At 67.7% G+C, this 25,815-nt stretch carries 33 protein-coding genes and 1 pseudogene; 7 read left to right on the top strand and 27 right to left on the bottom strand.

The annotated features are described in order from the left end of the window. Nucleotide 1: 1 nt before the first annotated feature. The 3 genes from VGN74_RS11515 to VGN74_RS11505 are packed head-to-tail and all read right to left on the bottom strand — an operon-like array spanning nt 2 to nt 1,735. Entirely contained in the window at nt 2–454 is a 453-nt protein-coding gene (locus tag VGN74_RS11515; protein ID WP_327448305.1) for a peptidase P60, read from the bottom strand. Then, a complete protein-coding gene (locus VGN74_RS11510) occupies nt 451–1,104 on the bottom strand; it encodes a baseplate hub protein (protein ID WP_327448303.1) in 654 nt (217 codons plus the stop codon). The genes VGN74_RS11515 and VGN74_RS11510 overlap by 4 nt, the downstream gene beginning before the upstream one ends. Nucleotide 1,105: 1 nt before the next feature. Beyond that, complete coding sequence (locus VGN74_RS11505; RefSeq protein WP_327448301.1) at nt 1,106–1,735, bottom strand: DUF2460 domain-containing protein; 630 nt, start codon at nt 1,733–1,735, stop codon at nt 1,106–1,108. A 73-nt stretch (nt 1,736–1,808) separates the two neighbouring features. On the opposite strand from VGN74_RS11505, the gene VGN74_RS11500 reads away from it, so the two are divergent. After that, nucleotides 1,809–2,477, top strand: coding sequence for a DUF805 domain-containing protein (locus VGN74_RS11500; protein WP_327448298.1), 669 nt, complete (start codon nt 1,809–1,811; stop codon nt 2,475–2,477). Here the strand turns inward: VGN74_RS11500 and VGN74_RS11495 are convergent. The 8 genes from VGN74_RS11495 to VGN74_RS11460 form a co-directional block, all read right to left on the bottom strand. Beyond that, the gene (locus VGN74_RS11495) at nt 2,474–3,013 is read right to left on the bottom strand and encodes a phage tail tape measure protein (protein ID WP_327448296.1); all 540 of its coding nucleotides are present in this window, start codon (nt 3,011–3,013) and stop codon (nt 2,474–2,476) included. The two genes, VGN74_RS11500 and VGN74_RS11495, sit on opposite strands and share 4 nt — an antisense overlap. Then, the gene (locus VGN74_RS11490; RefSeq protein WP_327448294.1) at nt 3,006–3,185 is read right to left on the bottom strand and encodes a phage tail assembly chaperone; all 180 of its coding nucleotides are present in this window, start codon (nt 3,183–3,185) and stop codon (nt 3,006–3,008) included. Before VGN74_RS11490 ends, VGN74_RS11495 begins: the two co-directional genes overlap by 8 nt. After that, a complete protein-coding gene (locus VGN74_RS11485) occupies nt 3,182–3,484 on the bottom strand; it encodes a GTA-gp10 family protein (RefSeq protein WP_327448292.1) in 303 nt (100 codons plus the stop codon). The genes VGN74_RS11490 and VGN74_RS11485 overlap by 4 nt, the downstream gene beginning before the upstream one ends. Continuing rightward, nucleotides 3,481–3,903, bottom strand: a complete 423-nt coding sequence (locus tag VGN74_RS11480; RefSeq protein ID WP_327448290.1) for a phage major tail protein, TP901-1 family — start codon at nt 3,901–3,903, stop codon at nt 3,481–3,483. The genes VGN74_RS11485 and VGN74_RS11480 overlap by 4 nt, the downstream gene beginning before the upstream one ends. 146 nt (nt 3,904–4,049) lie before the next feature. Beyond that, on the bottom strand, nt 4,050–4,454 hold the full coding sequence (locus VGN74_RS11475) for a DUF3168 domain-containing protein (RefSeq protein WP_327448288.1): 405 nt from the start codon (nt 4,452–4,454) through the stop codon (nt 4,050–4,052). Then, the gene (locus tag VGN74_RS11470) at nt 4,451–4,756 is read right to left on the bottom strand and encodes a phage head completion protein (protein WP_327448286.1); all 306 of its coding nucleotides are present in this window, start codon (nt 4,754–4,756) and stop codon (nt 4,451–4,453) included. Before VGN74_RS11470 ends, VGN74_RS11475 begins: the two co-directional genes overlap by 4 nt. Then, a complete protein-coding gene (locus VGN74_RS11465; protein WP_327448284.1) occupies nt 4,753–5,028 on the bottom strand; it encodes a head-tail connector protein in 276 nt (91 codons plus the stop codon). The genes VGN74_RS11470 and VGN74_RS11465 overlap by 4 nt, the downstream gene beginning before the upstream one ends. 147 nt (nt 5,029–5,175) lie before the next feature. Continuing rightward, the gene (locus VGN74_RS11460; RefSeq protein WP_327448282.1) at nt 5,176–6,417 is read right to left on the bottom strand and encodes a phage major capsid protein; all 1,242 of its coding nucleotides are present in this window, start codon (nt 6,415–6,417) and stop codon (nt 5,176–5,178) included. Between the two features lie 117 nt (nt 6,418–6,534). Here VGN74_RS11460 and VGN74_RS11455 point away from each other — a divergent pair, with 117 nt between their 5' ends. Then, nucleotides 6,535–6,906, top strand: a complete 372-nt coding sequence (locus VGN74_RS11455; RefSeq protein ID WP_327448280.1) for a hypothetical protein — start codon at nt 6,535–6,537, stop codon at nt 6,904–6,906. Nucleotides 6,907–7,106: 200 nt separating this feature from the next. Here the strand turns inward: VGN74_RS11455 and VGN74_RS11450 are convergent, their stop codons facing one another. After that, nucleotides 7,107–7,715, bottom strand: a complete 609-nt coding sequence (locus tag VGN74_RS11450) for an NYN domain-containing protein (RefSeq protein ID WP_327448278.1) — start codon at nt 7,713–7,715, stop codon at nt 7,107–7,109. A gap of 125 nt (nt 7,716–7,840) precedes the next feature. Further along, nucleotides 7,841–8,722, bottom strand: a pseudogene (locus VGN74_RS11445) (IS1 family transposase). Between the two features lie 77 nt (nt 8,723–8,799). Between VGN74_RS11445 and VGN74_RS11440 the strand changes: the two are divergent. Next, nucleotides 8,800–10,041, top strand: a complete 1,242-nt coding sequence (locus tag VGN74_RS11440; RefSeq protein WP_327448276.1) for an ATP-binding protein — start codon at nt 8,800–8,802, stop codon at nt 10,039–10,041. Nucleotides 10,042–10,682: 641 nt separating this feature from the next. On the opposite strand, the gene VGN74_RS11435 is transcribed toward VGN74_RS11440, so the two are convergent. The 4 genes from VGN74_RS11435 to VGN74_RS14600 all read right to left on the bottom strand — a co-directional run bounded on the left by VGN74_RS11435 (nt 10,683) and on the right by VGN74_RS14600 (nt 12,610). Next, nucleotides 10,683–11,444 (bottom strand): hypothetical protein, encoded by a 762-nt coding sequence (locus tag VGN74_RS11435; RefSeq protein ID WP_327448274.1) that lies wholly within the window; start codon nt 11,442–11,444, stop codon nt 10,683–10,685. 93 nt (nt 11,445–11,537) lie between these two features. Beyond that, entirely contained in the window at nt 11,538–11,825 is a 288-nt protein-coding gene (locus VGN74_RS11430) for a hypothetical protein (protein WP_327448272.1), read from the bottom strand. 2 nt (nt 11,826–11,827) lie between these two features. Beyond that, nucleotides 11,828–12,226: a hypothetical protein gene (locus VGN74_RS11425; RefSeq protein WP_327448270.1), complete on the bottom strand. Its 399-nt coding sequence runs from the start codon at nt 12,224–12,226 to the stop codon at nt 11,828–11,830. A gap of 42 nt (nt 12,227–12,268) precedes the next feature. After that, nucleotides 12,269–12,610: a thermonuclease family protein gene (locus VGN74_RS14600; RefSeq protein WP_414643572.1), complete on the bottom strand. Its 342-nt coding sequence runs from the start codon at nt 12,608–12,610 to the stop codon at nt 12,269–12,271. Here VGN74_RS14600 and VGN74_RS11420 point away from each other — a divergent pair. Both VGN74_RS11420 and VGN74_RS11415 read left to right on the top strand, forming a co-directional pair. Beyond that, on the top strand, nt 12,512–12,763 hold the full coding sequence (locus VGN74_RS11420) for a hypothetical protein (protein ID WP_327448268.1): 252 nt from the start codon (nt 12,512–12,514) through the stop codon (nt 12,761–12,763). The two genes, VGN74_RS14600 and VGN74_RS11420, sit on opposite strands and share 99 nt — an antisense overlap. A 412-nt stretch (nt 12,764–13,175) precedes the next feature. Continuing rightward, complete coding sequence (locus VGN74_RS11415) at nt 13,176–14,015, top strand: hypothetical protein (protein ID WP_327448266.1); 840 nt, start codon at nt 13,176–13,178, stop codon at nt 14,013–14,015. A gap of 106 nt (nt 14,016–14,121) precedes the next feature. Here VGN74_RS11415 and VGN74_RS11410 read toward each other — a convergent pair whose 3' ends face one another. Further along, nucleotides 14,122–14,784, bottom strand: coding sequence for a recombinase family protein (locus VGN74_RS11410; RefSeq protein ID WP_327448265.1), 663 nt, complete (start codon nt 14,782–14,784; stop codon nt 14,122–14,124). A 418-nt stretch (nt 14,785–15,202) separates the two neighbouring features. On the opposite strand from VGN74_RS11410, the gene VGN74_RS11405 reads away from it, so the two are divergent. After that, on the top strand, nt 15,203–15,748 hold the full coding sequence (locus VGN74_RS11405) for a hypothetical protein (RefSeq protein ID WP_327448263.1): 546 nt from the start codon (nt 15,203–15,205) through the stop codon (nt 15,746–15,748). Nucleotides 15,749–15,941: 193 nt separating this feature from the next. On the opposite strand, the gene VGN74_RS11400 is transcribed toward VGN74_RS11405, so the two are convergent. The 9 genes from VGN74_RS11400 to VGN74_RS11360 all read right to left on the bottom strand — a co-directional run bounded on the left by VGN74_RS11400 (nt 15,942) and on the right by VGN74_RS11360 (nt 25,435). Further along, on the bottom strand, nt 15,942–18,992 hold the full coding sequence (locus VGN74_RS11400) for a DUF927 domain-containing protein (protein WP_327448261.1): 3,051 nt from the start codon (nt 18,990–18,992) through the stop codon (nt 15,942–15,944). Nucleotides 18,993–19,285: 293 nt separating this feature from the next. Then, nucleotides 19,286–19,780 carry a hypothetical protein gene (locus VGN74_RS11395; protein WP_327448259.1) on the bottom strand — a complete coding sequence of 165 codons (495 nt, stop codon included), beginning with the start codon at nt 19,778–19,780 and terminating at the stop codon, nt 19,286–19,288. A gap of 53 nt (nt 19,781–19,833) precedes the next feature. Beyond that, nucleotides 19,834–20,055 (bottom strand): hypothetical protein, encoded by a 222-nt coding sequence (locus VGN74_RS11390; protein WP_327448257.1) that lies wholly within the window; start codon nt 20,053–20,055, stop codon nt 19,834–19,836. Next, nucleotides 20,052–20,405: a hypothetical protein gene (locus tag VGN74_RS11385; protein WP_327448255.1), complete on the bottom strand. Its 354-nt coding sequence runs from the start codon at nt 20,403–20,405 to the stop codon at nt 20,052–20,054. The genes VGN74_RS11390 and VGN74_RS11385 overlap by 4 nt, the downstream gene beginning before the upstream one ends. 218 nt (nt 20,406–20,623) lie before the next feature. Then, the gene (locus VGN74_RS11380; protein WP_327448253.1) at nt 20,624–22,228 is read right to left on the bottom strand and encodes a recombinase family protein; all 1,605 of its coding nucleotides are present in this window, start codon (nt 22,226–22,228) and stop codon (nt 20,624–20,626) included. Next, nucleotides 22,194–22,658: an HK97 family phage prohead protease gene (locus VGN74_RS11375; protein WP_327448251.1), complete on the bottom strand. Its 465-nt coding sequence runs from the start codon at nt 22,656–22,658 to the stop codon at nt 22,194–22,196. The genes VGN74_RS11380 and VGN74_RS11375 overlap by 35 nt, the downstream gene beginning before the upstream one ends. A 69-nt stretch (nt 22,659–22,727) precedes the next feature. Further along, nucleotides 22,728–22,952, bottom strand: coding sequence for a hypothetical protein (locus tag VGN74_RS11370; RefSeq protein ID WP_327448249.1), 225 nt, complete (start codon nt 22,950–22,952; stop codon nt 22,728–22,730). 108 nt (nt 22,953–23,060) lie between these two features. Further along, entirely contained in the window at nt 23,061–24,200 is a 1,140-nt protein-coding gene (locus VGN74_RS11365; protein ID WP_327448247.1) for a phage portal protein, read from the bottom strand. A 23-nt stretch (nt 24,201–24,223) separates the two neighbouring features. Then, complete coding sequence (locus tag VGN74_RS11360) at nt 24,224–25,435, bottom strand: DNA-packaging protein (RefSeq protein ID WP_327448245.1); 1,212 nt, start codon at nt 25,433–25,435, stop codon at nt 24,224–24,226. Nucleotides 25,436–25,538: 103 nt separating this feature from the next. Here VGN74_RS11360 and VGN74_RS11355 point away from each other — a divergent pair, with 103 nt between their 5' ends. After that, a complete protein-coding gene (locus VGN74_RS11355; RefSeq protein WP_327448243.1) occupies nt 25,539–25,712 on the top strand; it encodes a hypothetical protein in 174 nt (57 codons plus the stop codon). The last annotated feature ends 103 nt before the right edge of the window (nt 25,713–25,815 follow it).

Here is a 25,815-nt window from a genome sequence, read left to right as displayed (position 1 = left end):
CTCAGCCCTCCGTCCGTTCCGGCGGCCAGGTGAAGGCCGCCGCCAGCCGCCGTCGCCACCACGGGCCGATCCAGCTCTCCACCACCGCCCGCCCCCAGTAGGCGTGGATCATCCGCGCCTCCGGCCCGTCGACCGCGCTCAGCACGGCGCAGTGCTTGGCCGGCGCCTGCAGGCCCATGCGGAACAGCAGGACATCGCCCGGCCGCGCCGCGTCGGGCGCCAGCTCGACCAGCCACGCGCGCGCCGCCGCCAGCAGCCGCTCCTCGCCCGAGGTCTCCGCCCAGTCGGCGCTGTAGGGCCCCGGCGCGACGGGCTCCGGCCCCATGACCTCGCGCCAGACGCCGCGTACCAGACCTAGGCAGTCCGCTCCCTCGCCGCGCACGCTGGCCTGGTGGCGGTACGGCGTGCCCAGCCAGCCCCGCGCCGCCGCCAGCGCCTGCGCCCGCCGGCTCATCGCCGGCTGCCGCCGTCGTGGCGCACGCCCTCGCGCGGCGTCACGCTCAACCAGTCGTCGCCGGGGATGTCGGGGAAGCCGCGGAAATTCACCCCGTTACCGAACACACCGGTGCAGGTCGCCCAGCGCCGGTCGCAGACCGGCTGCGGCGCGCTCGCCAGATCGACGCCGCAGCGTGCGTCGCCGACGGTGGCGTCGCAGGTCCGCGCGAACGTCCGGCCGATGGTCCCTTCCAGCGCCGCGAGCGGCCCTTCGAGGTCGGCCAGGAAGCGGTCGCCCTCGCGCCGCACCCGCCCCATCCGCCCGCGCCACAGCCGCATCCGCAGCGCAGGTTCGGACCAGTCGACCCGCCACAGCTCCACCTCGGCCCCGTCGTACAGACCTGCCGCGACCTCGGCCCCGGCCAGGGCGCTGTCGTCCAGCACCCCCGCCGCCGCCGCCGCGCCCGGGGCTGGCCCGACCGCCGTCTCGATCGCCCCGGCGGTCCAGCCGGACGCCGCCGTGCACGCCACCCCCTCCACCGTCAGCTCGCGGTCATGGTCGGTGAAGCCCAGCCGCACCCCGTCCGCCCGCCGCAGCAGCCAGACATGGCACAGGGCCGCCGCCCCGCTCTCGATCCGGGCCGCCAGCGCCTCGGGAACGACGCGCATATCAGAGCCTCACCTCGATCAGGGGCACCGCCACCAGCCGCCCGGCGGCGAACCCCTCCAGCGTCACGTCCAGCCGGTCGCTCTCGAACCGCACCGGCGTGTCGAAAGCGAACCCGGCGGTCACCGCCGCGCCCGGTGCCGGCGTTGTGGCCAGCGTCACCTCGCCCGTCGTCGCCTCAAGGCTGAAGGCCGACGCCGCCAGCTCCACCCCGTCCACCGCCACCCGCACCGAGCCCGCCACCGGCTTGGCGATCGGCCGGGCGACGTCGCCATAGGCCTTCACCAGCCCGAACTGGGTCCGCGCCCCGTCGCCGACGCCCAGCGCCTGATCGGTCGCCGCCACCGACCGCGACGGCGCGCAGGACCTGAAGTCCAGCGGATCACGGAAGCGAAAGCCGTACAGCGGCCCGCGCCGCGCCTCGAAGAAGGCGACCAGCTCGGCCATGTCGTCCAGCGACCGCACCCCGGCCCCGATCAGGTAGCGCCGCCGCGCAAAGGCCCATGGCGTCGAGCGTCGCTCGAAGCCGCTGCCCAGGGTGGCGATTTCGGTGCGGCGCTCCACCCCGGCGGTCGAGCCGAAGGCCAGCCGGGCCGGCAGGCGCACCTCGTGGAAGCTCTCCGCCAAACTCATCTGCGCGCCTCCCTTGATCTTGGGCGCAACGCACGGTCATCCTGTCCCTGGGGAAACCACTGGGAGGGACGCCATGCGCGGCGAGGTTCTGAGCTACGATGCGGCCGCCGGGGCCGGCCTGATCAGCGGCGACGACGGCGTCCGCTACAGCTTCGGGGCCATGGCCCTGCGCGACGGACCCGTCCGGGCCGGCCAGAAGGTCGACTTCGTCCCGGTCGGCACGGAGGCCACCGAGATCATGGCGCTGAATGGGCCGGCCCTCGGCCTGCCGACCCAGGTCGGCGGCTTCGACTGGCAACGCGCCCTGTTCTCCTTCGAAGGCCGCCTGCGCCGCTCGCACTTCTGGATCGCCTGGCTGATCCTGCTCGGCGTCGGGGTCGTCACCGGCTGGTTCCCGTTCGTCGGGGGCATCATCTCGTTGCTGCTGATCTGGCCCAACCTCGCCATCGGCGTGAAGCGGCTGCACGACATGGGCCTGACCGGCTGGCTGATCGTCACGCCGTGGGTGCTCAACATCATCGGCACCATCGCCCTGATCGCCAGCGTCGGCATCCAGGCCATCGCCAACTCCGCCGCGCTGGAGGCCGAGGACCCGGCCGCCATCATGGCCCTGATCGCCCCCGTCTTCGGCTGGCTCGGCCTGCTCCTGCTGGCCAACCTCGGCTTCCTGCTGTGGATCGGGCTGGTCGAGGGCACGCGCGGCCCGAACCGCTACGGCGAGGACCCCAAGGGGGGCGTCTAGAGCCGTCGCGCGCCCAGCAGCGTCGCCCGGGCCAGCGCCTGGGCGATCTGCGCCTCCGAACGAAGCAGCTCCCGCCCGGACGCGCCGCTCAGGTTCAGCGTCACGCTGACGCCGCCACCGCCCACCGGCTCGACCACCCCGCCGGTCGCCGGCCGGAACAGCTCCGGCCCGCGCTCGCCGACCAGATAGGCGCCCCCGCCGCGCACCGGCCCGCCCTCGGCCCGGGCCCCGCCGAACAGGCCCCCGACCGCGGCGCTCACCGCCGCCGCCAGACCCTCGCCGCCGCTCCGACCACTGCCCAGCCCCGCGTTCAGCGCCGTCAGCACCGCCCGCGCCAGTTCGGCCAGGCTCAGCTCCCCGTCCGCCGCCGCCCGCGCCAGCGACCGGCTCAGGCTCTCGCCCGCACGGCCGAAGGCCGTCTCGATCGCCCGCGCCGCCTGCTCCGCCGGGGCCTCCAGCCCCTTCAGCGCCTCGGCCGCCTCCGCCGCCCGCGCCCGCACATCGTCGGGCCGCTCGTCCCTGAAACCGTCAGTCATCCGGATATCGCTCCATCAGCGCCGTCAGCGCCGCGCGCCCCAGCCCCGGTCCGCCCGCCGGCGCCGTCAGCCAGCGCCACTCCTTCAGGGACAACCGCCAGAAGGCCGCCGGCGCCACGCCCAACCCCGCCGCCGTGCGCAGCATCCCGGCCCAGGGCGTCGCCCCGCTCACGCGGCCGCCGCCGCGGCGAAGGCCCGGGCCACGGCGGCCGCGGCCTCGGCCGGCGTCACCGGCGCCTGCGCCAGCCCGTCCGCCGCCTCGCCCTCGCCGCCCCCGCGCAGCAGGGCCGCCAGCACCACGCTCAGATCCGCCGCCGACAGGGCCCGCAGCCTTGCCGCCAGCGCCTCGACCCCGGCCACGCCCAGCCCCGTCTCGATCTCCGCCAGCGCCCCCAGCGTCAGGCACAGGCGCCGCTCGGCCCCGCCCAGCGTCGCCCGCACCTCGCCCCTGACTCCATTGACCCCGTTCACGGCGTCGCCGCCAGCGCCGTGAAGGCGATCTCTCCGGCGCTGGCCAGGCTGACGGCATAGGTCGCCTCGCCCTGGTGCTCGCCGGCGTACTCCAGCGTCGCCACCTGGAACGGCCCCTCCAGCGTCCCGAAGTCGGGGATCACCAGCCGCCAGGTCCGCGCCGCCTGGGCGAAGAAGGCCTCGCGGATCAGGGCGTCGGAGGCCGCGTCGCGGAACACCCCCTCGCCGCTCACCGCCGCCGAGCGCGCCCCGGCCCCGTCCAGCAGCTCGCGCCAGCGCCCGGCGCTGTCGGAGTCCGTCGCGTCCACCGGACGCGCATTCAGCGACAGGGTGCGCGCCCGCAGCCCCGCCACCGTGACGAAGCCCCCGGCCCCGTCCGCGATCTTCAGCAGGATGTCCCTGCCTCTCTGCGCCGCCATGTCCTCGCCTCCACCGTTCAGTAGATGGGTGAGGAGTGAGTAGGGCTTAGGGCTTAGGGCTTGGGCGGGGCCATTGATGTCGGCGTGCGGTCCGCCGGCGCGCCGCATCCCCTACTCCCTACTCCCTACTCCCTACTCCCTACTCCCTACTCACTCTCTTCCGTCACCGCCCGCACCCGGATCACCGCCCAGGCCCGGGCCCCGTCCCGCGCACGGAAGGCGTCGACGAAGGTCACGGCCAGGCTGACCGTGCGCACCCCGTCCGCCTCCAGCCGCGCGCCTTCAAGTCGCGCCCGCACCGCCGCCGCCACCGCTCGCGCCTCCTCCAGCCCCTGGAAGCGCGAGGCGCAGCTCAGGGTCAGCCGGTGCTCCAGCAGGCCGCCGTCCGCCGCGACCGGGCGGCTCTCGCCCGGCCCGAGCAACAGCTGCGGAAAGGCCGCGCCTGGCCTCAGGTCCTCCCACACCCGCCCGCCGACCAGGGCCGACAGCGTCGGATCGGCCTTCAGATGCGCGACCAGCGCCCGCACCAGCGCATTCTCCGCCCCGCTCATCGCCGCCGCTCCAGCCCCAGCCGCACCCGCCCGGGCGACACGGCGTCGACCGTCACGATCGCCCAGTCCTCGTCGGCCAGCCGCAGCCGTCGCCCGACCTGCAGCCGCGGATCGGCGCGCGTCTCCGCCGTGGTCGTCTCGATGCCCGCATCGCGCCCGGCCTCGGTCCCCGCCCGCCGCGCCCGCGGCGTCAGCGCCGCCCAGACCCAGCCCAGCGGCGCATAGCTGACGCTGCGCCCGCCGTAGGGGGTCTCGGCCTCGACCGGCTCCAGCAGCTCGACCAGCCGCCGCGGCGGGCTCACAGCCGCACCCGCCGGTAGGGCGCCAGCCAGGCCGCCACCTCTGCCTCGGCCCGCGCCGCGTCTTCGTCCTCGCCCCGAGCAAAGCCGGCCGCGGTCAGGCGCAGCACCGCCAGCCGCACCGGCGCCGGCGCCTCGCCGTCCACCGGCCCGCCTGTCAGGGCCGCGACCCGCGCCGTCGCCGCGTCGATGAGCGTGGCGATCAGCCCGTCCTCGACGTCATGCCCGACGCGCAGGAACAGCTTCGCCTCGGTGAGCGTCACCGCAGCGGTCATGGGTCCTCGCTTTGCTCGGAAGTGGCGAGTGACCAGTGATGAGTGGCGAGCGCCGCCCATCCTGCCGTCCCCGCCGGAATCTCACCACGGCAGCGGCGAGCGACGACCCTCCTCGCCACTCGCCACTCGCCACTCACCACTCGGCGACTACGTCGCCGCGAACTTCATCACCTTGATGGCGTCGAAGTTCTGCACCCCGCCGCCGACGCGCTTGGTGGTGTAGAACAGCACATAGGGCTTGGCCGAATAGGGGTCGCGCAGCACCCGCACCCCGGCCCGGTCGACGATCAGATAGCCGCGCCGGAAGTCGCCGAAGGCGATCGCCAGGCTGTTGGCGGCGATGTCCGGCATGGTCTCGATCTCGGTCACCGGATAGCCGAGCAGGGAGGCCGTCTCCCCCGGCCGCGACGCCGGCGTCCAGATGTAGTTGCCGTCCGCGTCCTTGAACTTGCGCACGGTCGAGACCGTCTTGCGGTTCATCACGAACCGCCCGTTCGGCCGGTACTGCGCCCGCGGCGCATAGATCAGGTCGATCAGCCGGTCGACCGGATGGCTGGCCGGAAAGGCCCCCGCCGCCCCCGAGGCGAGATAGCCGATCTGGCCCCAGCTCGCGCTCGCGTCCGCCGCCGTGTCATAGGCGAGGAACCCCTTCGGCCTGTTGACCCCGTCGCCGGTGACGAAGGCCTCGGTCTCCTGGGCGGCGAAAGCGTCCTCCACCTCCGAGGCCAGCCACTCGTCCATGTCGACCAGGGCGTCGTCCAGCAGGGTCTGGGTCGCCGCCGGGCTGGCGTAGAGGTCCGCCGACGGGAACTCGATCAGCGACAGGGTGGCCGGATCCGTCTCCGGCCGCGCCGCCGTCTCGGCCACCCAGCCGCACTCCACCCCGACGGTCGACACCGGCTTCCTGAACACGCCGCTGTTGATGGTCCGCACCGTGGCGATCTCGCGCATCGGCGAGGCCGCCATCAGCCGCCGCTCGATGGCCCGCTCGGTCTCCACCGGGGCCAGCACCCCCGACCCCGCCGCCGTCGACAGCCCGGCCTTGAGCTCCAGCCCCAGCCCCGTCTTCATCCACCCGGCGAACGCGCTCTTCTCCTCCCCACGCAGTGGGGAGGGGGACCACGAAGTGGTGGAGGGGCCCTCCGCCCCACCCCCGAGCGCCGGCCGCCGCGCCTCGCTGGCCAGGCGGTCGAGCCGCGCCTGCGCCGCCCCGACCGCCTGGTCGATGCGCGCCACCTTCTCCTCCAGCAGCACGTCGGCCGCCGCCTTCTGCTCGATCTCCGCCAGCCGCGCGTCATTGGCCGCGCGGAAGGCCTCGAACGCCGCCATCATCTCGTGCAGCGCCGCCCGCGCCTCGGGCGAGCCCGAGACGGTCTTGGTCTCTTTCATGTCAGTCTCCGGTTTGGCCCCGCCCCCGACGGGCGCGGGCGAGCCTCAGGTCACCGGCGGTCCGCGGCGCCGGGCCATCGCTTGACAGCGCGGCACCCTGCAATCCACGGTTTCGCCATGGCGTACGAATTCATCATGCTGGGCCTCGGGACCGTCATGGCCCTCAGGCCTGGCCTGTTCTCCGGACTCGCCAGCAAGCGGCGGCAGCGCCGCCTGCTCGCGCTTGAGGCCGGCGCGCCCGAACGGCACTTCGAGGAACGCCGCGAGCTTCAGGCCTACCAGCCCACCCCCCGCATCCTCCTGATGTGGCGCGTCATCGGCGTCGTCATCGTCCTCGGCGCCGCCGGCCGACTGGTCGACGAGCACCGCGAGCAGCGGGCGGCCGACGCCGCCAGAGCGGAGGCTCGGGCCGCCATCAGCGCTGGCGAGGCCGCAATGGCCCGTGCCGAAAGCGCCCAGGGTGAGGTCGACCGGCTGACGGGGTCATAGGCCCTGCCGCCGCCGACCGTCTCCGTCACCCGGCCACCCCGAACCTCGCCCCCGGCAGCATCGGGAAGGTCACTATCGCTCCGCGCATTTACAATGTTGGAATTGTTGGGATCACGGTGAACCGTTGGTGGCAATCCCTTAACCTCGAAGGCCGGGGTCAGCCGTCAGCGGACAGTAGGCGGTAGTGTCTCAGTTTGAAATCAACGATCGGGTCCATAGCGGGCTGGCATGAACGCAACCGCTTTACCCGTTCGATCCGTCACGGTGTTCGGCAGCAGTGCCGTGCCGAGCCGTCCCCGCGTCAACTCGGTGCGGTCGGGAATCACATTCCCCAAGTCGCGCGCCTCTTTGCCCCGACCGGGTGGATAAACCAACGTGATCGACACGTTCGGCAGCGAGGCAATGAACCTTGCGGTGGGGATTTGATCGCTGTCCGCCGTGAGCAAAATCACCCTGTCCACGGCCCCGGAAAGGGCATCCGCAACGATCTTCACCGAAATCGCCACGTCGGTTTGCTTCTCCTCGTGGAACTTGCAGTTCCGCTCATACATGCGGCATCGCTTGGTGGTCTTCTTGAAGTTGGCTTCGTGAACGGTGACGCCCACGGCTCTAAGAGCCTTCAAGTAATTTACATGTCGCTGTTGCTTTTCGCGTTCCCAAGTCAAAACGGCTGTAAAGAAATGGACCTCGTCAAGTTCTTCACCTTCTCGAAGCAAGGATTTCGCCAAAAGCCAATGGTTAAGCCACTTTAACTTGGGGCGATTTAGCTCATCGATAGCGTGATAGAGATTGAAGCCGTCGATGTACATTCTTGCTTTTGGCATCGAAACCCTTGACGCTCCGGGGCGTTTTCGCTATGAACGCTACATCCACCCGGCAGGCGCGGACCTGTCGGAAAGAGGGGCTAAGCCTTCGGGCTGGCCCCTCTACTATTTCAGGCCTGACGCTTTTTGTAAGGCCCCCTCGGACCCGGCTTCGGGGCCGCCGCGTCAATCCGCTCCACAATATCCTCCAGCGACCACAGGCGGTCCGTGATGCCCGCCGCCATCGCAGGCGTGACCTTGAGCGTCTTGTGGATGCGGACGAAGTTGTAGAACGCGAAATAGAGCGCCAGCGCGTGAATGTGGTTGTCCAGCTTCTTGGAGAAGGCGTTGGTCAGCCGCGTGAACCGGCGGTTCTGCATCCGGATAGAGAGGTTGGACCGCTCAACGTAGGACGTGGAGACGTGCTTGGGGTCCGGCTCGCCTTCCACCACCTTCGTCCGGATGCCGGTGCAGACCGGCGGGCTTTAGCGGCCTTGGGCCGCGCGCGGGTCGGTCCGGTAGACCTTCTCCAGCGTGGCGTAGTCCGCATCGGCTCCGAAGGCTTCCTCAATGGCCCGGAGGTAGGCGTTGTGGCCGTCCGTGGTGATCTGGACGCGCTCGCTGGACACGCGAGAGCGTAGATCGTCGGCCAGGATCAGCGCGCTCTCGCCCGAACGGTCGCCGACGAAGTAGCTGACCATGAGCTTCGTGTCGGCATCCAGAGCCGTCCACGTCCACACGTCGCCAGCACCCTCCGGAGCCGCCTTGGCCGTCGCGACGTTCTTGGCCTTGGCGTAGGTGAACGACCAAATCTCGTCGCACTGGACCCGCGCCGCCGGGACGTTGCGGACCAGCTCGTCATGCATGGCGAGGCAAGCTTCCCCCGCATCCACCAGCAGCTTCGTCACCGTGTTGATCGACACGTCCGCCACGCGGCTGATCGACCGCATGGACGAGCCCTCGCAAAGCATCGCGAGGATTTGGACGCGCTTGGCGAGAGGGAGCCGAGTCAACGCCTTTTTGGGTTTAGTCAACGCTTGGGCGGTGTTAGTCATACCTAACGGACGATTCCCGCATCAGAGAGACCGCCTTGGCCGCCAAACCACCGCTCACCGCCGACGACTGGATGGCGCTCGACTTCGAGATTTCCCGCCTTTTCGACGGCGCGCCTGTCGATGAGGAGCAGATGTTCGCCGGTCGCCTGGCTGAGGTGACCAAGATGCTCCGGACGGTCATGGAACGGTCCCGCCACGTGGTCCTTTTTGGCGAACGTGGGGTGGGTAAGACCTCGCTTTCCAACATCTTTTGGCGTCGCTACGGAAAAACGCTTCAGAGCTTCATCGTCGCGAGGGTTCAAACGGGGCCACAGGACAACTTCACTTCGCTGTGGGTTCGCGCTCTGGAGGAGCTCAAAGCGGTCGGCATAGCGAACGGCCGAGGCTCCTATGTTCCCTTCGAAACGGATTTCGAAACGATCACGCCGTCACAAGTCCGCCGGGAGCTACAAAAGATCAACGCCAATGCCCTGCCGGTCATCATTATCGATGAGTATGACAAGCTAGCCGACCGAGACACAAAGGTTCTCACAGCGAACCTTATTAAGGAGCTTTATGACTTCTCTGTCTCCACAACCGTTATTTTGGTAGGGGTCGCTGAAAACATCTCAGAGCTTATCGAGGATCACGCCTCGACGGACCGGGCTGTCGTTCAGGTTCCGCTGAGCCGAATGTCTGAATCGGAGCTCCGCGAGATTATCGCCAAGCGAATTAGTCAGACGCCGATGAAGTTTTCGCCTGACGCCGTTCTGACGATCGTGCTTCTGTCCCGGGGACTTCCCTACTTCACGCAAGTCCTTTCGAAACACGCGGCCCTGCACGCGATCGATAACCGCCGACTAAATATCGCAAATCAAGATGTCGAGGCGGCCATGAACCGTTTCATCAACGACACTGAGGTGTCGTTTAGGGATGGATACAGGGCGGCTACCCGAACTAACCAACAAAGCAACCTTCACCAATCGCTTTTGGCCTGCGCTCTGGCGCGCTGCGATGACGAGGGGTTCTTCAAGGCCACCGATGTTGTCGAGCCTTTCAGCGCCATAATGAAGAGCCCGAAGCGGATAGCCCACTTCGAAAAGCACCTCCGCCGATTCAGCAGTGATGAGGGCGGGAACATTTTGGTTCGGCGCGGTGGTGATCGGCAACAGACCTTTCGCTTCGCGGACCCGATGATGCAGCCCTATGTCATTATTCGGGGCATCCAGACCAACATGATCGACGAGTCTGCTAAGAAGCTTCTTCTTCAGAAGGAACAGGGCGAGCTTGCCATCTAGCGGCAGCGGCCTTCTTCGCAACTTTCGCTCGTTGGTCGGGACTCAGCTTCGCCGCCCTCGCCCTCTTGAGCCGACCTCGGCCCTAGTAGGGGCTGGCTGGACCGCGTCCTCAACCTCGCCGGTCGCGATCTTGGCGACCATGATAGCCGCGCCGATCACGTCGCCAGGTCGTTTCTCGCCTCTAGGTCCCTTCGGCATCTCAGCGGCCTCGCGAATAGCGACGGTAGGACCGCCAAACGCTTCTGGCAGCGGCTACGGCCCCACGTCGCCCCATGCCCAAGGCGTACGCCTCAACGTCAGCCCAACTCTGAGCATCTGGCAATGACGGGTCAGCCTTAGCGTGGCGGGTGAAGTCACCGGTTGGGGTGTCGGTCACGCGGCGGCGAGCGATGTATTCCCTGAATGACATGCACCCATTATGGGGCCGCCCCAGGCTGAGCGCCATGCCTGTCAACGGTGGTCAGATTTCAAACTGAGACACTACCCAGTAGGCCCGGCGCTTGCCCTTAGCTGCTGATAGGTGAACGGTCAGGATTTGGCATTGTGGCCAGCCTGCCTAGCGTCGCCCCTGTTGGAGTCAGATTCGGCAGATTGCCCTCGACTGGCACGTCAATGTAAAGCAGACCTTACAACCTCGGCAGCTACCCTGCGCCGCTGAAAATCAGCCATAGGATCACGCCGACTACGACCAAGGCGATCAGGCATCCGATATTGTTTTCGGAGCCCGACGACCTGCCGAACTTGGGGCTCGGCTCCTCCAGTGAAAGGCCGGTCGCATTCCGGTCGGCGAGGATTTCGAGTTCGTGCTTTCCCACTTTCACGACATGGGCGATGCGCGTTGTTTGACCGGCCGCGTCGACTGCTAAGTGCTCCAGCATTACGGGCGTCTGGAGCCTCACCCCTTCCGCCACCACTTCCCGTTCGCGCTGGACGAGGTAGTTCAAGAGCTGCTGCTTAACCGTCACGTCGCCCGCCGAAAGCCAGGCGAAGCGCGCCTCCAGCGGCTCGGGAATCCGGTAGTCGACCAAGAGCCCCTCGACATGCGCGAGAAACGCGGCGGCAACCTGATCTGCGGTCACATCCGGCCCGATCCTCAGCACCTTTCTCGATGAGGGGCCGTAGTGGTTCCACAGGCTTTCCGTGAGGCGATACTTGTCCGCCAATGGCATCATCGGCGGCAAAAGCTGAAACAGCCGATCTGCCACCAGACCGCTCATGCCGCGTCGGCCCGTCGCCCAATACGGAAAGGCTTCTTCGGCATACTGACGCTTGTCGGCACCGAACGCGGCTTCGTAGCGGTCGAGAACGAGCTTCAGCTTGGCCTTGGGGAGGGCGAAGAAGTAGGCCTTTACGTCTTTGTCCGTGCCGCCCAGGACGCGGCTCAAAGCCCGCGCTTCGTCCATATGCTGGCGAGCGCGCTCCGCCCCGTAATTGTGAGAACTGGACCGGGAATAGCGTCTGCCGCTTGACCGGTAGGAACGCCGCGCCATCCGCGCTCAGCGCCCTAGAAGCATATCGAGGAAGCTGCGCTTCGGCCGATTGCCGAACATCACCTTCACACTGTAGCCAGGGCCGGTGAGGTCGCGGGTCACGTTTAGCGCACTGCCGTTGGCGGCAAGCGTGGCCCCCTGTTCCACCAAGGATCTGAGAACCGTCCGCGTGCTTTCGACCACGCTCCCGAGCGCGACGGCGTCGAGCCCGGCCCGAGACGCCTTCCGCTCCAGTTCGCCAACCACCGCCGCAACATCCGACGCGGGCGTTGCTCGGATGGTGTGCCGGAACATGGCTAGCGCCCCGCTACCGCCATGACCACCAGAACCAAGGCGATCAAGCCTGCGATCACGTAAACTAATGTATAGTCACGCTCGCCCGTCTGGCTTTTCGTGAGGCGACCTTTCTGAGCTTGTTCCGTATTCCCCATGATCACCTCAGTGCGACCGATTGAGGTCTGCTGAGTGTGGGTAACGGTGACGGCCGCACCGCTCGCGGCGACGTCTTTCGTGGTATCGCTAAGCGTTCCAAGGGTGCTTTTCAAAGCCCCCACGTCAACGTGCAAATCTTGTGCTTTCTTCGCGATGTCGAGAACGCCTTTGGCGTAGTCCGCCATCAGCGCCTTGCGCTCGTGCTCGGGAAGCCAGCTTAAATCGATGCTGGTGGTCGGGCCGATTGGGACGGTGGTCGGCACTGTCGGCTCAGCGGGGCTCGGCACACGATCTTTGTTCGACATTTAGCTCCCCCCGCGACGTTCCCGCCGGTAGTCCTCGGGCTGGACAAACTCGCCTGCCCAGACGCCCCGCCTTGCAGCGCGTGCCTCTGCCTCGGCACCCACATAATCCATTGAATATCGACGATAGGCGGTCGCCCAACCCTCCGCCACCATAAACTGTGCAATGTCGCGCCCACCGCTAAGGCATCGGGCGACGGTTCGGCCGTAGCGGTCTGTGTCGAGCGGCTCGCAGACCACCGGCCGATGCCCAAGCAGATCACTAAGAACAAGCGCCGCGCGCTGGCCACACCTGACCGGGCTCCCGGAAACGTCACAGGTCTGCGAGCCTTCCGGGGCGTCGATTCCATGAAGGCGGATGCGCTGGCCCCCGACCTCGATCGTGTCGCCGTCGATTACCGACGCGCGACCCTCGATCCGGCGAGGATCGGAGGACTCTTGCGCCTCGGCAGACGCCGGCAGGACCGGCCGATCCGCCTCAGCTTCTGGCGGGAGTAGTCGGACGCCCAAGAAGGCGACCGCCGCGACGACGGGGGCGGCCAGGGCGACTTTGGCGACCATCTCCATAGCGTCAGCGTACAGGCCGCGCGCGGTTAAGCAACGGTGGCCGGAACCCGCTGCGTGGGCTGACGCCGCAGCGAATGGCTCCTTTTCGAATCGGAACAAACCGTGCACATTGGGAGCGGTAGCGTAGCCGTCCTTCCCCTCCCCAGGTAGACGCTGAATGCCCCAGTCGAAGTTAAGGATCGAGCCCGCCGCGGGCGCGGACGGCCTAGTTCTTCGCAGTCTATATCCGAAGCGGCCGGCGGCCACGGTCGCCGCAGATTTCCGACGCCATGTGAATGAAACAGGGCGGCCCGAAACCTATCCCACAATCAGCACGACCGAGCCGCCGAGGGACACTCGGGTCGTGGTGATCTCTGACATTCACATACAGAAGTCGGTGCGAGGCGATGAAACATATGCTCCCTGCCCGATCTGCAATCCGCTCGGCTCGCAGTTTCTTCATGGCCTCCTGATCTGGTGCGAGGCCTCTGAGGCAATTTACGCCATCGGGATGGAGTGTGGGGACACCCTCTTTGAGGCCGGTCTGCTTGACCGCGCGATCTCAGATTACAGGCAGCAACAGCGCGAAGTGGCGCTCGACTCTGTCTTGCTAGACGCCCTGCCGCGCATTCGCCTGATGGCCGCATGGGCTGATCAGCATGAAGCGGCTGCCATCGCCACAGACCGTCTGTCGCGGTCATTTCGGCAGAGCCTTTCTGGACACCTTGGCGCACTAGAGGCGGTGGCGAAGGGAGGCGGATACCTGAATAGCGATGACAAGGACGGTCAATCAATCATCATGGGACAGATAAGCGGAGGGAATTTCTGCTTAGGCACAAGTCAGGTCGTGCGGGACCATCGTATAGCGCGTCAATACCTCGCCGCAATCGACTTTGGAACCGATGACGACATGCTCGAAAAGCTGGCGGCCATGTCATTCAAAGAAAAACAGGCTGCCAGTGCGGCTGCAACCCGCGCTCGCGGGCTCTTGCTTAAGGTGGCAGAGCGCATCGGCGATTGCTGGAGTTTCACGCGTCCGGAGAACCTAGCCCTCTTGAACCGATGGGGCGGGCAACAGAGGGATCGCCTTTCTGCTGTCGGCGACGGGCGGAAAGTTCGCATCGACGTGAACGGCCGGTATTGGTTTGCTGAACTTGGCCCGCTGGTAAGCCCCGGACCGGTTCCGGCGCTGAGGAATGCCTAAGGGGCGGTTCTTCGATTCATTGCGGAGGCACCGGAGGGCGTCTCGCGCGGAGCAAGAGGGTGGGGGCTTAGGGGCCCCCTCCTTTGTCGGAATGTTTTCCTGACCGCTACCTCATGAGGATTTCCCTCACCACACTATGGCTGAGCGGCTTGCCCGAACTCGCCGGGTAGCCGAGCGCGGCAAGCTCGACTGCGATCTGCCTCAAAGAGCGGACCTTGCCGGTCTTCGGATTGCGACGCGCGAGACGGCGGGCTTCGCGTGCAAGGCCCGGGCGAAGGTCCGTATAGGCCTTCCGCCCCTCACACCGGCCGGTCACCGCTCGCACGCGGTCACGCCCCGCGCGAAGGCGTTGGACCGTTTTGGCCTTGTCGTATTGCGCGACCGCCCCAGCCATATGCCGGATCATGACCCGCTCAGGGTTCGAGTCGTCAGTCAGGTCGACTCCGCCTGAGGTCACGAGCCGGACGTTCAAGCTGGCGAGGTGCGCGAGCCCGAGTTCCTGTGCCAGGATCGAACGGGCGAAGCGGTCGGCGCTCTCGACAAGCACCACAGCCACGCCGGACTCGACGACGTGCTTTAGGAGCGCGGCGAAGCCCGGACGGCTCTCGACCGGATCGGCGCCGGACACGGCCGCATCCCAGAAACAGGAGTCGAGGTCGTATCCAGCGGCGTTCGCATACAGCTCCACTGCACGGGCTTGGCGATGAACCGAGTCCCCATCTGTGTTGGTTGCAGACGAGGTTCTAAAATAGGCGATGGCAGGGGTCATTTGCGTACTTCCTTTCGCCTGTTCTATAGCCCTAGAATCCTTATGGAGTCTGGGATAAAGAGGGTAAATATGGACGGAATTCTTGAGAAATCCGTCCAGATTGTCTCCCGCATTGGCGGGTTCGGCGGACCTCGCGGCGGATTGCCTCGCGTCGGTCAGGGTGGCTAGCTTGGCCGTATGATCCCACTACCGAGTCCCGCTCAATCTCTTGCGCTCAGCCTTGACTGCGCAGCCGTCGCAGTAGGCATGATCGCTTTCGAAGCATGGGCGGCGGTGATCTGGACGGCGGTCTCGGCTGCGCAGGCGGTGAAGCTAATCTGGTCCTGAGGGCGCGCGCCCCCGAGAAAACAGGCTGGCGTCAAAGCGTTCGAGCGTCAAAATATCCGCGATCAAGACGGACGCCGGACGGGAGATGTGCATGGGAGAGGCGAAGCGGCGGCAGGCGGAGTTGCGCGACCAACTGCTTAGGAAGGCCGATCAGTGGGCCTTCCCGCCTAGCCAATGGGAAGCAGATACCGTCGCGGAGTTGAAGACCCTTCCCGTTGTCACGGTCGAGCGTATGTCAGCCCAGGACATCGCCTACATGCGGATGCCCGCTTCGGAGTGTCACGGGAACTGCCGTTGGTATGAGGCCAACGACCCGACAGGGACATTCCGAGCCGTCGTCGGTTGGCTTGTCGATCCAGAGGGCAACTATGTGCTCCACTCGGTGGTGTCTGACGGCGCGAACTACGGCTGTATTACTCCGACCGTTTCGGACCGGCGCCCGTTTTTCGAGTTCATCCCGGATTCCAAGATCGCTTGGCAGGACGGCGATGACGGGTATCGACATGCCATACGTGACGGACACGCAATCGGCCCCGGCGTGCGAGGCGATCCCGAGAAGACCATCGCCGACGTTGCCGAGATCAAGCGAAAGCTGCTGGCCGGCGTGCATCCGTTGAAGGCGATCGAGGTCGTATGATCCGAAAGCGAGCGCAGTGGAGCGAAGTGCGGATGAGTCGGATTCGACAATTCGACACTTTGACAGTTCGAACTATACCATCGTGTGTCTGAGACCTTTTTCAGACCCTCTAGATCCACGTCTATACATCCCTGAAAATGACACTCCCCCAGAGTTGGTATCTGAGGGAGTGTCGAACTGTCGAAATGTCGAATCAGGCGGCGAGCCGAAGGCGAGGAGGCTCGGCCTTCGGCCGGCCCTCGTACTCGGCTCCCTCTTGCTCGATTGCATTGGCCGGGATCACCACCGCCGTGACCTTGCCTAGCTTCGCCACATAGTCCCAGGTGCGGCGGTTCTGACGCCCGCGGATCAGCGCCCCACGGCCGTCTAGCGCTTTCTCCAATGCCCTGTCGTTCAACGCCCCGCCCGCGAGGCGCGAGAGGGCGTCGCTCGCCACGACGTAAACGGCCGTATCGGGATCGTCGCGACAGTCCGGGCGGGGCTCCGGCCAAGCGGCGGGCCAATCTTTCGGGCCATAGTCCGCCGGCGACAGGCGCCAGGCGTCCACCTCCCGGCGATCACCGCCGAGCCCCTCGGCGACTCGTCCGCCCCGGTTCCGGATCAGGAACTCGAAGAGCGTACGCACGGCCACATCTTCGGCCGAGCGGGGCGCCAGGTCGGATTCCTGAGCCTTCGCCCAAAGCTGACGGATCGCGCCCTCGACGTCGGCCCAATTCGGAAGCAAGCCAGCGTCGTGCGCGAGTTGCCCGGCGCGCCACATGATGGCGGCGATCCGCGCGGCACGGATGGTCGGCGGCTTCGCACCCGCGCCTGCCAAGTCCGCCGCCAGCATCTCGACCTCGCCCCAGAGGCGCTCGGGATCACGATCGTGTCCGCCGTCGATCAGCGCGCGGACGTACGCCCGCCCGGCTTGGCCGTGGTGATCGTAGGCGGCCTCGATCGCCTCGATGACCTCGGGCGCGAGGTCCGGCGCCGCTTCGCAGTCGAGTTCCAGGACGCGGGTTCCGACGCCGGTCGTCGTCGCCACGCCGCTCGCCCTGATCTTCCGCATCAGGTCGTGCTCCCCGGTGATCAGATACATGGCCCGCCAAGTCCGCGACGACCGCAGTTCCGCCGACCGCTTCATCCGGTCGCGCCCGGCCCCGGCCGACCCAGTGAAGATGAGGGTTTGCAGACGATCGCCCGTTACCAGAGCCGTCTCATCGAACGCAAAGCCAGCGCCCGAGCCCTGCGCCAAGCGCGCCTCCGCCGCTGCGTCAGTTCCGTTCAACGGACCCCAGAGCCCCATCCGTTCACGCGTGTCGCCCCAGACGGCCGCCATCAGCTTCGCCGTGGTCGTCTTGCCTCGGCTTGTCGAGCCGGTCAGGGCGAGCCAGCACGAGTCGGCCTCGCACAAGTCCACCAGAACCGATCCCCAGGCGATCAGGGGCGCCAGCTTGAAATGGAGCACGTCCGCACCCCAGGCAGCGGCCGTGGCGGCTTTCCAACCCGCCAGCGTCCCGGCGACCTCTCGGCCCTTCGGCATGACCGACTCGGCCAACTCGACCTCTTGATTCATGGGGACGCTTGCAGAGCCCCACGGAGTGATGAACAAGCCGCGTCCGCGCCAGCCCGGCCGCTCATACAGGCGCGTCGGGTTCGCCGGGGCGTGTTCCCGAATCCAGCGCACGGCCATGAACTCGCCGTCGTCGGTCATGCCGACTCCAGCTTCGCGAAGCCGGGTTTTCAGCGGCAGTCCGGCGCCCGTGAAGGCGTCGGCCGCCGTGACGGTGAAAACCGACCGTTCGCCGTCCTGGTCGAGCGCGGCGAGGCGGACGCCCTGCTTCCCCTCATTGTCCACCTCGATCAATCCGGCATCGATCGTCCAGGGCGTCCAGAGGCGAAGCAGGCCTTTGTCACCGCCCTGATCGACATGAAGCCACGGCCGCCCGTCATAACTCCTGTAGGAGAACGCGCCCCGCTCACCGGTCGGCGGGGGATAATCGGCGGCGAGACGAGCCCCTTCCGCCTTCGAGACGGGCGGCGAAGCCTTCTCCCGCGCTTCAGCCTTCGCTTCGCCCCGGACGCGCCCGAGGATCGTTTTGAATGCCGAAGCACTCAGCTTCGCCGCGCTCCGCACGGCGGCAAGGGCGCGCTCCGCCTCCGCCTCCCCCGGCGCGAGCTTCAAAGCCGACCGGATCGCCGCCTCGACCTCTTCCGTCGAGGACTCGGTCGTCAGGCCCGGGGTCTCGACCTCCACATGATACGCGTCATCGTCCAGCGCCTCGCGCGGAATCCATCCCGACCCGATCATCATCCCGAGCATGTCGAGCGGCCCGAGGTCTTGGCAGTGCGCGTGCTGACACCTCACCACGAACCGCTCGCCCTCGGGGTTATCCGGGGCGTCCCGGACCAGGCACGCCCTATCGGCGGGGTCGCCCGCGTTGGAATGTTCGGCGTCGTTCGGACATTCGATTTCGAGCCCCTGGGCCACCTCGCTCCGGATCACTTCGGGGCAATGATCCTCGATCGCCCGAGTGATCAGAAAGGTATCAGCGCGCCGCTTCCCCCATGCGGCGAGGTCGGCTCCGCCGGCGGTGACCGCCGCCGTCCGGGGCTTGCGTTCCGGCCGCGCGAGCGCCGCCGACAGGTCCAGCCGGGCGAGGTCCAGCAACCTCCCGCCGACGATCGTGGACTCCCACGGCGCGCCGGCCGCGTGGCGGGGAAGATAGTAGGCGCGGGCGAGGTCGCAGCACGCCTTGTCCGGTTCGACTCCAAGCCGGGCGCCGACCGTTTTCAGGATTGCCCGCCACTGGCGTTCGGCTTCGCGGATGCTGTCGTGGTCCCTTGGCCGAAACGGCTCCGCCAAGGGGAGGATCACGCGGTGGCGCTCGCCCTTCCGGCCGTGCGAATGCGTGGTCGCGCGGACGGCGAGGAAGCCGAGTTCGGCGAGCTTGGAGTCGAGTTCCGGCCCGGTCAGGGGCGAGCCGTCCAAGTCGAGCCCCAGGGCGTAGACCGCCTCCACCTTATCCTTCTTACGGCGGCTCCCGACAAAGTCGCCGAACACCACCGCCAAGCCCTCTTTCGGGCCTTCCCGATGCGTAGCGGACAAGGCGATGAGTTCGCCAAGCGCCATCGGCTTCCGCACCCATCTGGATGCGTCCACCCCGTCGCCGATCATGGCGACCACTTCGCACGCGAGGCGCGGGTCATCCTCAGCATAGCCATTGATCATGGCCACACGATTCTTGACGTCGCGCGCCAAGTCGTTATCCTGTTTGGGCATAAGAGAGTTCCTACGCGCGGCCCGTTACCAGCGAGCCGCGCGTTTTGCTTTATGGGTTCTTCGATTGGCGCTAAGCGCCGGCGATGACTGCTAAGGCCGTGCTATCGCTAAGACTGTCGCGCGCCCGAAAGATTTGACGCGGCTTCTAAATCGCGACCCCGTGGAGCCACTCTATATTGGTGGGCCTGGCACATGACGCATGTCAGGGCGGCCGGATCGAGTGCGAGTATGGCGCCCGATTTTGGACGTGCAAGATTCACGTGTGCCCGCCATCAAATGGGGGCGGCGACCCCCGCTTGCGCCAGCGGCCGGGCGGCCCCTCGACGGTGTGCGCGAGGTGTTAGGTCGGGAGCGAGGTTGTCCGTCTCGACCATCTCGACCGGCCCCACAAAGAAGCGCGCGCAATGCGCCGCCAGGGCTGTCACAAGGGCATCGCCGCCATAGCGGAGTTGGAACAACTGCCCATCGAACTCCGCCACTCGCAGGCGACCCGTTCCGCTCACGCGGAGAGGAACTGAACGGAACCGCGTCGCATCGAAGAGGAACAAGTGCGAAGGATCGTCGTGGTCGTCGAGATCGGCCCGCCAGACACCACCGGAGAGCCACTGGAGGGCGCTATCGAGAAGGTTGGCGACCAAGTAGCCGAGACGACGTCCCGGCGTCCGCACGCCTCCCGTCCAATCAGATTCGAACGCGCCGTAGGTCATCTCGAAACGGGGCCACCGCCACCTGATCGCATCCGGCAGCCACCGCGCGATATCGGGCATCGATAGATCGCGCCCGCGCCCCTCTAGCACCGGATCATAAGGGTGAGAGGCGGTCACTGGACCGCCTCGCCGACCACCGGGGCCATCTTGATCGCGATCCAGGCCGCCACGTCCCGCCGACACCACAGAACGGGCTGGCGGGGACTGATACGAAGCGACTCTGGAAACTGCCCGTGTTCCGACATCCGCCGCAGCGTTCGATAGGTTGGGCAGCAGCCGGGGGGCATCATCGCCTTGACGGCCTCGTAGCCGATGAACTCGACGGGGACGGTCATCGGGCACCCTCCCCGTTTGCCAGTTCCAAGAGATCGGCAGCCGACCGGCGCCGACCCTTCGAGTCGAGACGACCGACGCGCGGCGGTCGGGGATCATTCGGCCTGTCCGTGGGCAATCTCTTGTAGAACGGCGCTGCCTCGACGGCGCGGTTGATCCAGTCGGAGAGCGGAAGACCACGACGAGCGTCTAGACGACCGTCCGACGTGAGACCGTAGCCACCCTCTCGGGCTGCCTTTGCGGCGAGGTCGTCGATCGCCGTACGTTCCAGGTTGTGAGCATCGGCAACGCGATGCAGCTCGCGCGACAACACCGCTTCGAGGTGCGCGCGCGAAAGTTCTTTCTCACTCATGAGTGAGTCCTTTCGATCAGATTTTCATTAAGGTCAGACCGGCCGGGCCCCCCGGCAACAGTCAAGCGCGCACCGCGCGGCTTTTGACTGTTCTATTATATCAGCATCGGCGAGAAATGCAAGATTTACGTCAGCGCCGCGCTTAAATCCACAAGCGTATTTCTTGATGGCATTGTTGATATGTCAAACCGCGCGACCCTCTGAAGTAAGAAATGGCGCTATCGCTTGGCCGGGTCCAGGCGGCGCGTGCGAGGGATGGGCTCCGCGGGCGCCACCTCAACCCGTATGCGACCACCGCGCGCCGCGTCTACCAGCAATCGGCCTTTGCCCCTCACGTCGGCAGGATCGAACCTCAGAACGAGCCTGCTGCCGTCCATCAAGGCTCCCCCACGCAGCAAACGTCCAAGAGTCGCGTTGATGCGGGCGCGGATGCGGTAGAGATCGTCGCCGGAAGCTTCCCGCATTGCGGCCTCCAGCCGGACAAGTTCCGCTTGGGCGTCTGCGGCAGGCGTGAGAGGCGCGGACGCCTTGGCCTTCAACTCCGATATCCGCCGTTCAAGGTCGGCCAACTCAATCTCGCGCTGCCGGAGACGGTCGCCAACCCGGCCGCCAGCCTCGACTTGGTCTAGCAGCGCTTCGATTCTGACCATCAGGGCGGCACGTTCGCCCTCGGCTATCGCAAGTGCGCGAGCCTCGCTTGACGGTGCGGCGGAACCAGAGAGAGGCAGCGAAGCGATGAAGGGGAGGAGGTCCGCTTCTAGTTCGCCGTAGGGAATGCGGGCTCGATTTCCGCAGAGGCCGCGATAGACCTGATTACAGCGGATCACACCGGCTGAACGCCAGTTCGGCGCTTTGGGAAAGGTGCTCCGCAGATAGCCTGCCGTGCCTCCACATTCGGCGCAACGGACCAGGCCGACCAGAAGATTGGGGAATGCCTTGGACGCCGGTCGCGCATGGGGATTCTGGCGTTCCGCGTTCATCGCTTGAACCCGGTGGAACAAGCCCGAGTCGATGATCGCGGGGTAGTAGTCGGAGATCGGCGGACCGTCCGGCTGGCGCGGCTTGCCTCGGCGATGGCCGCTATACGGCTGATACTCACCTAGCACGGTGCGGGAGGCCGCAATGTCGGCAACGGTCGAGTTGAACCACCTTCCGCGACCCGTTGGGGTCGGGACCCCTTCCTGATTGAAGGTTTTCGCGATGAAAGCGTTGCCGAGCCCGGACTCTCGCATTTCGTAGATGCGCTGCACCACCGCTACGCGGTCCGGAAGGGGCTGCCAAACGCCGTCCACTAGCTTTAGCCAATGAGGTCCAACGGGTGTCCACGGACGGCCTTCCTCGCGCGCTCGACGGCGGTTTTCGGCATGCGCGGCGGCAACCTTCCGTCCCTTCTCAGCGGACTCCTCGTGACCTCGTGCAAACTGCATCAGCGCCCACATGAGCCCCATCATGTCCGCCGACGCATCGTATATGCGGCCGTCATTCAGGGTGACCACGCGCACGCCTTTCAGGGCGATGCCGGTCAGGAGGTTGACGGCTTCGACTACCGTTTCGCGCGTCAGTCGGTCGAAGGAGTCGACCAGTAGGTAGCTGCCTTGTGCGATCTCGCCGGTTTCGATCCGCCGCAGAAATGAGCCCAAAGCACCATTGGCGCGGTGAGCGCCTGTGAAGGCAGAGACCCCGGGATCGTGCAAGGTGGTATCTAGTTCCAGACCGTGCTCAGCGGCGAAGGTCTCAGCGGCCGCAAGCTGACGGCGCAGGGAGTCCCCCGCTGCCTGGGCAGGTGTGCTATATCGCGAGTAGGCGTAAGCGACCGGCTTCATGACCTAGAGTTATATTGTAAGAGCTAGGGATCGTCACCAGCGACACCTCCCACAGCTCCACCTCGCTGAGCACCCGCAGCCGCCCGTCGCGCCGCGCCCGGGCGGTGCGGAAGCCAATCGACAGGCCGTCCAGCGCTCCGGCCCGCGCCAGGGCCGCGGCGAAGCGCGCCTCCGCCGACCAGCTTTCGATCCGCCCCCGGACGAACAGCCCCTTGCCGTCCTCGGTCACCTCATCCCAGACCCCGACCGGCGCCCGCCCGTCGTGCTGGAACAGCATCTTGATCTCGCCGGGCCCGGCCCGCGCCAGGCTGCGCCGGAACGCCCCTTCCGCCACCACATCCCCGTTCAGGTCCGCCACGCCCCACAGGGAGGCGTAGCCCTCGATGGCGAGTGGCGCGTGGCGAGTGGCGAGTGACGAGTTTCCAGACATTGCCGACGTCTCCGCGACCATCATCCCGCCCCCCTCGCCACTCGCCACTCGCCACTCACCACTCTCCACTCACTCCCCCAGCCGTGCCTCGATCCGCGCCAGCGCCGCCTGCAGCCCCTCGCCCTGGGCCTCCAGCCGCGCCAGCCGCTCGATCACCGCGCGCTGCTCGGCCATGGCCGACTCCAGCGCTCCGATGCGCGCCGCCGCCCCGCCGGCCCACACCAGGCCGGCGATGGTCTGCACCACCAGCGCCGCCACCAGCGGCGCCGGCCAGCGCTTCATCTCCTCGGGCATCGCGTTCTCCTTCGGGGGCCTTGGGACGTCACCCGTGAATCGTGAGTCGTGATTGGGGCGCGGCGATCACCTGCCACGCCTCACGATTCACCAATCACCAATCACGACTCACGAACTGATCCCCGCCATCCGCCGCCGCTCCTCGGGCGTCAGGAAACTGGCCGCCTCCAGTCGCGCCCACAGGGCCTCGCGGTCGGCCGCCAGCGCCGGGGTGCCTTCCAGGTCCGGCGCCACGCGACAGCCCGGGAAGCGCGCCCCCAGCCAGCCCGACAGGGCCCCGGTGGTCCGCTGCACCAGCGGCATGATGGTCTGCCGCCACAGGGCGACATTGGCCTCGCGATAGTTGGCGTAGGTGGCGTCGCCGGGAATGCCCAGCAGCTGCGGCGGCACCCCGAAGGCCAGGGCGATCTCCCGCGCCGCCGCGTGCTTGCCCGCGATGAAGTCCATCTCCGCCGGGGTCAGGCTGATCGGCTTCCAGTCCAGCCCGCCCTCCAGCAGCATCGGTCGCCCGGCGTTGGCCGCCCCCGCATGGGCCTCCACCAGCTCGACCTTCAGCTGCTCGAACTGCGCCTCGGTCAACCGCTCGCCGCTTTTGCCGCCATAGACCAGCGCCCCCGAAGGCCGCGCCGCATTGTCCAGCAGCGCCTTGTTCCAGGCCCCCGAGGCGTTGTGCACATCGATGGCGAAGGCGGCCGCCTCCAGCGGCGGAAAGCCGTAGTGGTCGTCGGTCGGATGGTAGAGCTTCAGATGCAGCACCGGCGACCAGCCGTCGCTGCGCCGCATCAGGCTGACCGATCGTCCGGCGACGGAATACTCATAGCCCGCGGGCCAGCCGTTCGGGCCCGGGATCACCTTCACGCGGTCGGGGCGCAGGCTCCACAGCTCCGCCGGCTGGGCCTCGCCGTCCCCCGTCGCCTCGACATAGGCGTTGCCCGCCGTCTGCAGACCGACGTACAGCGCCTCCAGCAGCTCGCCGCCGCCCTGCTCCGGGTTGGGCCGGGCCAGCAGCGCCGCCAGCGGGTGATCCGCCCGCCGCTCGCCGTCGACGAACACCGCCAGCGGCACGCTCGCCGCCGCCTCGGCCACCAGCCGCACGCAGCGATAGGTCACCGGATTGCGGGCGAAGCCCTCCTCCGCCAGCCGGCCATAGTCGCGCGGCGTCCAGCGCGGCCGGCCGAGGTGGCTCAGCGCCACCAGCCGCCCGGTCCGGCTCGCCTTGGCCTCCCGGCCCCGCAGGCTCCAGCGCATCCGCCGCTCCTTCCTGATCCCGTTCAGACGCGGCGGATGCGTGGCAGGCCGTCGCCGCGCAGCATCAGCTCCGCCACCGCCCACACCAGGGCGTCGCAGCGGTCCGGACTGCCCGAGGCCGCCGTCGTGCCCAGCGCCAGCATCTCCTCCTCCAGCGCCGCGAACACCGCCACGTGCTTGACCCGTCCCTGCTCGTAGAGGGCCGCCACCGGCTCGGCCCGCGCGCGCTTGCCGGTGGCGGCGCGCACCGCCCGCACCGGCGGCCCGTCCCCGGCCAGCCGCAGCACCGTCTCCACCATCTCGCCGCCCTGGTTGACCTCGGCGACGATGGTCGCGGCGTCGAAGTCCTGCGCCGCCTGCAGCGCCGCCCGCGCCCACTCCATGGGCGAGCAGCCGCGCACCGTGCGGTCGGCCAGCACATAGGCCGTCCCGCCGCGCCGTCCGGCCACGACGATCCCGCAGGCGTCGCCCCCGCTCGTGGCCGGCGGATCGACCGCCACCACCACCCGCTCCAACGGCCCGTCGGCGGCGCCCCGGCACGCCGCCAGGATCTCCGTCGTCCACAGGCTGCCGTCCGGCTCCAGCACCAGCCCGTCCAGCTCCTGCGCCGCCAGCCGCGTGCCGCCGTAGAGCGCCTGCAGCCCTTCCAGAAACCCCAGCGACAGATTGTCGGCGTTGGCCGCCGTCGGCGCCCGCGTCACCACACAGCCCGGCTCCTCCAGCAGCCGCCGCACCGCCGGGATCGCCTTCGGCGTCGTCGTGATCGCCAGCCGCGGATCGTCCCCCAGCCTCAGCCCCAGCCGCAGCATGGCCAGCACCGCCTCCGGCTGCCGCCACGCCGCCAGCTCGTCCGCCCAGGCCGCATGGAACTGCGGCCCGCGCAGGCTCTCCGGATCCTCCGCCGAAAAGGCGTAGGCGATCGCCCCGCCCGGCCACACCAGCCGTCGCCGGCTGGCCTCATAGGTCGGCCGCTCCGCCCGCGGGGCCACGGCCTTCAGGCCCGACGGCCCCTCGATCATCACCTCGCGCACGTCGTGCAGGGTCGGCCCCACCAGCGCCAGCCGCGCCTCAGGACCCGCCCGGGCGTTCAGCCACTCCGCCCCCGCCCGGGTCTTGCCGGCGCCGCGTCCGCCCATGAACAGCCAGGTGCGCCACGGCCCCTCCGGCGGCATCTGCGCCGTCCCGGCGTGGCCCCGCCACTCCAGCCGCAGCGCCTCGATCTCCTGCGGCGTCATCGCCTTCAGCCACGCCTTTCGTCTCGCGGGCGGCAGCGAGGCGATCCAGTCGCATAAGGAGCCGGGCGCGCAGGGCCTCGAGTTCGGCCCCGCTCCATCCGCCATGTGCCGATCCGTCCATCTGCGCCAGCTCCGCCAGGGCCTGCTCCAGCCGCACCAGGGCGAGGGCGGCCTTGCCGCGCCGCTCCACCTCGGCCACGTCCTCGCCGGCCGCCAGCCGGCGCCAGCTCTCGGCGAGGACCTTCGCCGCCGAAGCCCGATCTCCCGCCATGCCTGAAGGATGCCACGCCAGCGCCGGCGGGCAGGCGTCGGGCGCTGATGTCCTCGCAAGACCCTGCCCCGCAAGCCGAATTCCCGCCCGGACAGGACGGCCGGCCGCC

The organism is Brevundimonas sp. (assembly GCF_035998205.1).
Taxonomy (GTDB): Bacteria; Pseudomonadota; Alphaproteobacteria; order Caulobacterales; family Caulobacteraceae; genus Brevundimonas.
This window is presented reverse-complemented; position numbering and strand designations above follow the sequence as displayed.

Excerpts from the sequence above, each read along its gene's own strand:
- VGN74_RS11515 (WP_327448305.1), bottom strand. The coding sequence starts at position 454 with ATGAGCCGGCGGGCGCAGGCGCTGGCGGCGGCGCGGGGCTGGCTGGGC.
- VGN74_RS11510 (WP_327448303.1), bottom strand. The coding sequence starts at position 1,104 with ATGCGCGTCGTTCCCGAGGCGCTGGCGGCCCGGATCGAGAGCGGGGCG.
- VGN74_RS11505 (WP_327448301.1), bottom strand. The coding sequence starts at position 1,735 with ATGAGTTTGGCGGAGAGCTTCCACGAGGTGCGCCTGCCGGCCCGGCTG.
- VGN74_RS11500 (WP_327448298.1), top strand. The coding sequence starts at position 1,809 with ATGCGCGGCGAGGTTCTGAGCTACGATGCGGCCGCCGGGGCCGGCCTG.
- VGN74_RS11495 (WP_327448296.1), bottom strand. The coding sequence starts at position 3,013 with ATGACTGACGGTTTCAGGGACGAGCGGCCCGACGATGTGCGGGCGCGG.
- VGN74_RS11480 (WP_327448290.1), bottom strand. The coding sequence starts at position 3,903 with ATGGCGGCGCAGAGAGGCAGGGACATCCTGCTGAAGATCGCGGACGGG.
- VGN74_RS11475 (WP_327448288.1), bottom strand. The coding sequence starts at position 4,454 with ATGAGCGGGGCGGAGAATGCGCTGGTGCGGGCGCTGGTCGCGCATCTG.
- VGN74_RS11465 (WP_327448284.1), bottom strand. The coding sequence starts at position 5,028 with ATGACCGCTGCGGTGACGCTCACCGAGGCGAAGCTGTTCCTGCGCGTC.
- VGN74_RS11460 (WP_327448282.1), bottom strand. The coding sequence starts at position 6,417 with ATGAAAGAGACCAAGACCGTCTCGGGCTCGCCCGAGGCGCGGGCGGCG.
- VGN74_RS11455 (WP_327448280.1), top strand. The coding sequence starts at position 6,535 with ATGGCGTACGAATTCATCATGCTGGGCCTCGGGACCGTCATGGCCCTC.
- VGN74_RS11450 (WP_327448278.1), bottom strand. The coding sequence starts at position 7,715 with ATGTACATCGACGGCTTCAATCTCTATCACGCTATCGATGAGCTAAAT.
- VGN74_RS11435 (WP_327448274.1), bottom strand. The coding sequence starts at position 11,444 with ATGGACGAAGCGCGGGCTTTGAGCCGCGTCCTGGGCGGCACGGACAAA.
- VGN74_RS11430 (WP_327448272.1), bottom strand. The coding sequence starts at position 11,825 with ATGTTCCGGCACACCATCCGAGCAACGCCCGCGTCGGATGTTGCGGCG.
- VGN74_RS11420 (WP_327448268.1), top strand. The coding sequence starts at position 12,512 with ATGCCCAAGCAGATCACTAAGAACAAGCGCCGCGCGCTGGCCACACCT.
- VGN74_RS11410 (WP_327448265.1), bottom strand. The coding sequence starts at position 14,784 with ATGACCCCTGCCATCGCCTATTTTAGAACCTCGTCTGCAACCAACACA.
- VGN74_RS11405 (WP_327448263.1), top strand. The coding sequence starts at position 15,203 with ATGGGAGAGGCGAAGCGGCGGCAGGCGGAGTTGCGCGACCAACTGCTT.
- VGN74_RS11395 (WP_327448259.1), bottom strand. The coding sequence starts at position 19,780 with ATGCCCGATATCGCGCGGTGGCTGCCGGATGCGATCAGGTGGCGGTGG.
- VGN74_RS11390 (WP_327448257.1), bottom strand. The coding sequence starts at position 20,055 with ATGACCGTCCCCGTCGAGTTCATCGGCTACGAGGCCGTCAAGGCGATG.
- VGN74_RS11385 (WP_327448255.1), bottom strand. The coding sequence starts at position 20,405 with ATGAGTGAGAAAGAACTTTCGCGCGCGCACCTCGAAGCGGTGTTGTCG.
- VGN74_RS11380 (WP_327448253.1), bottom strand. The coding sequence starts at position 22,228 with ATGAAGCCGGTCGCTTACGCCTACTCGCGATATAGCACACCTGCCCAG.
- VGN74_RS11375 (WP_327448251.1), bottom strand. The coding sequence starts at position 22,658 with ATGTCTGGAAACTCGTCACTCGCCACTCGCCACGCGCCACTCGCCATC.
- VGN74_RS11370 (WP_327448249.1), bottom strand. The coding sequence starts at position 22,952 with ATGCCCGAGGAGATGAAGCGCTGGCCGGCGCCGCTGGTGGCGGCGCTG.
- VGN74_RS11365 (WP_327448247.1), bottom strand. The coding sequence starts at position 24,200 with ATGCGCTGGAGCCTGCGGGGCCGGGAGGCCAAGGCGAGCCGGACCGGG.
- VGN74_RS11360 (WP_327448245.1), bottom strand. The coding sequence starts at position 25,435 with ATGACGCCGCAGGAGATCGAGGCGCTGCGGCTGGAGTGGCGGGGCCAC.
- VGN74_RS11355 (WP_327448243.1), top strand. The coding sequence starts at position 25,539 with ATGTGCCGATCCGTCCATCTGCGCCAGCTCCGCCAGGGCCTGCTCCAG.